The sequence below is a fragment of the Roseicyclus sp. genome (genome assembly GCF_052168335.1).
In the GTDB taxonomy this organism is placed as follows: Bacteria; Pseudomonadota; Alphaproteobacteria; order Rhodobacterales; family Rhodobacteraceae; genus Roseibacterium.
This window is the reverse complement of record NZ_JBQLZP010000699.1, coordinates 1-3,742: the sequence shown is the minus strand read 5'-3', so window position 1 is coordinate 3,742 and position 3,742 is coordinate 1. Positions and strand designations below refer to the sequence as shown.

Sequence of the window (3,742 nt, the reverse complement as noted above, 5' to 3'; positions counted from 1 at the left end):
CTATCGCAGCCGTCCCCGACCGGAAGCGCGCCCTTCCGCCGCGTCGGCGCGGGGGCTATCTTGCGCATCATGCCAGCTCTCTGCCGCGACTGCCTGACGACCTTCGAGACGGGCACCCGCTGCCGGGCCTGCGGCAGCCCGCGCGTGACGTCTCACCCGGAGCTCTTCGCGCTTTCCATCGCGCACATGGACTGCGACGCCTTCTATGCGAGCGTCGAGAAGCGCGACAACCCGGAGCTGCGCGACAAGCCGGTGATCATCGGCGGGGGGAAACGCGGCGTCGTCTCCACCGCGTGCTACATCGCGCGGATCAAGGGCGTGCGCTCGGCCATGCCGATGTTCCAGGCGCTGAAGCTCTGCCCCGAGGCCGTCGTCGTGAAGGGCCGGATGGAGGTCTATGCCGAGGTCAGCCGCCGCATCCGCGCGATGATGGAGGAGATGACGCCCGCGATCGAGCCGCTCTCCCTCGACGAGGCCTTCCTCGACCTCTCGGGCACCGCGCGTCTCCACGGCCAGCCGCCCGCCGTGATGCTCGCCCGCCTGACCAGGCGGATGCGGACGGAACTCGGGATCACCGGCTCCGTCGGGCTCAGCCACAACAAGTTTCTGGCCAAGATGGCCTCCGACATGGACAAGCCGCAGGGTTTCTCCGTCATCGGGCGGGCCGAGACGCTCGACCTGCTCGCCCCGAAGCCGGTGGGCGTCATCTGGGGCCTCGGCGACGCGGGCCAGCGCGCGCTGGCCGAGGCGGGCATTCGCACCATCGCGGACCTCCGCCGCTGGGACCGGGACGAGCTGATCCGCCGCTTCGGCAGCCAGGGGATGCGCCTTCACGACCTCGCGCGCGGGATCGACACGCGGCCCGTCTCGGCCGACCGCGCGGTGAAGAGCATCTCGAACGAGACGACCTTCTCCGAGGACATCGCGGACATCGACATCCTCGACGGCCATATCTGGCGCTTGGCCGAGAAGCTCGCCGACCGCGCCAAGGCCAAGGGGCTCGCCGGGCGCACCGTGACGCTGAAGCTCAAGCGCGACGACTTCCGCCTGATGACGCGGCGCGTGACCTTGCCCGATGGCACACAGACCGCCGACCGCATCTACCGCACCGCGCGCGGGCTCTACGACCGGATGGAACATCCCCGTCCCTACCGCCTGATCGGGGTGGGCATCTCGGACCTGCTGCCGGCGGAGGCCGCGGACCGCGAAGGCGATCTCCTCGACCCCGCCGCAGCTGCCCGTGCCGCCGCCGAACGCGCGACGGACCGCATCCGCGCCCGCTTCGGGCCCGATGCGATCCTCAAGGGCCGTGCCCTGCGCTAGGTCTACTCGGCCGCGAGCGGCATCGCGCCCGGCGTCGCGGCGATGGCGCGCGCCAGCACCGAGCCCACGATCCGGCGCATCGTCTCGAAATTGCCGTTCGGCCGGATCATCCGCTCGTTCATGTAGAGCGAGCGGTCAATCTCGATCTGCACCGCGTGCCAGCCGCGCGAGGGCCTGCCGTACCGCTGCGCCACGAAGGCCCCGGCGAAGGGGGCATTGCGGCTGACCACCAGCCCTGCATCGAGGAAGGCCGCCTCGATCGCGTCCACGAGGTCACCCCGTGCCGAGGCCCCGAACCGGTCGCCGAGCACGACCTCGGGCCGGCGCATCCCGGGCCGCACCACGCTGTCGAGCGCCTCGTGCGGCATCGAGTGGAAGTCGAGCACCACCGCCTCGCCGAAACGGTCGTGCGCGTCCTGCATCAGCCTGTCGAGCGCGTCGTGGTAGGGACGCCAGAGCCGCGCGATGCGGTCCTCGGCCTCCTTTCGGGTGAGCTTGCCTCGGTAGATGGCCCGCCCGTTCGCCACGACGCGCGGAATGACCCCGAGCCCGGAACTGATGCGCGGCGTCTGCACGACGCGGCCGATGCCCTCGATCACGCCCGGATCGAGCTCGTCCGCGCTGCGGTTGAGGTCGATGTAGGCGCGGGGGTATTCGGCGGCCAGAAGCGGCGCGCCGAGCCCCGGAGCGGCGTCCACGAGGAGGTCCATGAAGGCGTCTTCGGAGGAGCGGATGCTGCGCTCGTCCAGCATGCTCGACTGCAGGAAGCTGCGGGGATAATGCCTGCCCGAATGGGGCGAGGCGACGACCACGGACGTGGTCGTCTCCCTCGGGGTGCTGAGGCTGTAGGCCGGGTGCATCCACGCTCCTCGCCGGGTGGTCTCGCGCACCATATAGCGGGATTTCGCGCGGGGCCAAAAGCCCTTGAACCCCGTTTCGACTCCTTTTATAGACCGCTCACCTCTGCGGCAGGCTGCGGCATGGGTGGCGGTCCCTTGTGCGGAGTGCCATCCCGTTCCCGGACGGACGCACGGGTTTTCGGGCGGTTAGCTCAGCGGTAGAGCACTACGTTGACATCGTAGGGGTCACTGGTTCGATCCCAGTACCGCCCACCATTTCCGGCTTCCCCGCGAAGCCATCGCCGGTCCGCAAGGGCCAGGGATCAACACCAAGGCGCATCGCCGCGCCGCGACGAAGGAGACGACCCATGAAGGTCAGGAACTCGCTCCGCTCGCTCAAGCAGCGCCACCGCGATTGCCGCGTCGTGCGCCGCAAGGGCCGGGTCTACGTGATCAACAAGACGCAGCGCCGCTTCAAGGCCCGCCAGGGCTGAGCGCGCAGCGCACCCACGACCCGAGGACAAGCCGAAACCGGGCCGCCCCAGAAGGGCGGCCCGTTTCCTTTTCCGGCCCCGCTCACCGCAGGATCTCGCCGAGGCTGCCCGCCAGCAGCAGCGCGATCATCGCCTCGTCGAGGTAGCCGGTCGCGGCCATGCCCCGCTCGTCCTGGAACTCGCGGATCGCGCGGCGTGTGTCGGCGTCGAAGTTGCCGTCGACCCGCCCGGGCTCGAGTCCCAGCCGCGCCAGCCGCTGCTCGACCAGGAGCCGCGTGACGGAAGGCAGGTTCAGCGCGGCCTCCCGCGCCTCGGCGCGCTGCCGGTCCTCGGCGCCGATACCCGTCTGCAACTCGAGGATGCGCTCCTCCGCGGCCGGGACGAAACGGCTGCGCGGGTAGTTGCGGATGAAGACACGGTAGGCGTCGACCGTGTCGATCTCGAGCGTGCGCTGCCAGGCCCTGTCGGCCTCGGCCTCGCCCCGCTCCTCCTCCGCCTCGCGGATCGCCGCCCGCGCGCGCTCGGAAAAGAGCCCGTCGGGATAGCGCGCGAGGTAGTCGCGCATCCCCTCGAGGGTGCGCCCCGCCCCGGTCGCCTCCCACCAGGCGCGGTCCTGGCGCTCGCGCTCGCGCCGCTCCTCGGCGAGGACGGCCTCGCGGATCTCGCCCTCGCGGCGCAGGGTCGCCACCTGCTCCGCCGTCAGGAAGCCCGTCGCCGCCATGCCCCGCACATCCTGCCAGGTGGCGATGGCGGTCCGCGTGGCGGGGCCGAAGATGCCGTCGACGCCCCGCGTGTCATGGCCGAGGATCGTGAGATAGCGTTGCAGCGTCTGTCGCTCGTTCCGCGTGAGGTCGAGCGCATCCTCCGCCGCCTCGGCGGGCGGGCGCGGATCAACGGGCTCCGCCGTCGCGAGCCGCCGCCGCGCGAGGTCGGCATAGGCGCCGCGCGGGAAGCGGTCGAGATAGAGGCGGTAGGCGGCGGCCGTGCCGATGTCTTCCACCGCACGCCAGAGCGCGCGGTCCTCGTCCTGCGGCGCCGGTTGCGTCGCTCCGCCACGCGCCGGGATATAGTCGACCGCCGAGGACA

At 71.1% G+C, this 3,742-nt stretch carries 4 protein-coding genes and 1 tRNA gene; 3 read left to right on the top strand and 2 right to left on the bottom strand.

Annotation, left to right across the window (positions count from 1 at the left end; translation table 11 throughout):
- The first annotated feature begins 69 nt into the window (after positions 1-69).
- Positions 70-1,323: a DNA polymerase IV gene (locus ACTS11_RS21295; protein WP_442642278.1), complete on the top strand. Its 1,254-nt coding sequence runs from the start codon at positions 70-72 to the stop codon at positions 1,321-1,323.
- 2 nt (positions 1,324-1,325) lie between these two features.
- Here ACTS11_RS21295 and ACTS11_RS21290 read toward each other — a convergent pair whose 3' ends face one another.
- Entirely contained in the window at positions 1,326-2,183 is an 858-nt protein-coding gene (locus tag ACTS11_RS21290; RefSeq protein ID WP_442642277.1) for an N-formylglutamate amidohydrolase, read from the bottom strand.
- 180 nt (positions 2,184-2,363) lie between these two features.
- Here ACTS11_RS21290 and ACTS11_RS21285 point away from each other — a divergent pair.
- A tRNA-Val gene (locus tag ACTS11_RS21285) sits at positions 2,364-2,438 on the top strand.
- 92 nt (positions 2,439-2,530) lie between these two features.
- Positions 2,531-2,656, top strand: a complete 126-nt coding sequence (gene ykgO, locus ACTS11_RS21280; RefSeq protein WP_010141322.1) for a type B 50S ribosomal protein L36 — start codon at positions 2,531-2,533, stop codon at positions 2,654-2,656.
- Positions 2,657-2,738: 82 nt separating this feature from the next.
- Here the strand turns inward: ykgO and ACTS11_RS21275 are convergent.
- The coding region (locus tag ACTS11_RS21275) for a peptidoglycan-binding domain-containing protein (RefSeq protein ID WP_442642276.1) at positions 2,739-3,742 on the bottom strand (1,004 nt) is incomplete at its 5' end.

Coding starts and splice junctions, on each gene's coding strand:
- ACTS11_RS21295 (WP_442642278.1), top strand. CDS start 70: ATGCCAGCTCTCTGCCGCGACTGCCTGACGACCTTCGAGACGGGCACC.
- ykgO (WP_010141322.1), top strand. CDS start 2,531: ATGAAGGTCAGGAACTCGCTCCGCTCGCTCAAGCAGCGCCACCGCGAT.
- ACTS11_RS21290 (WP_442642277.1), bottom strand. CDS start 2,183: ATGCACCCGGCCTACAGCCTCAGCACCCCGAGGGAGACGACCACGTCC.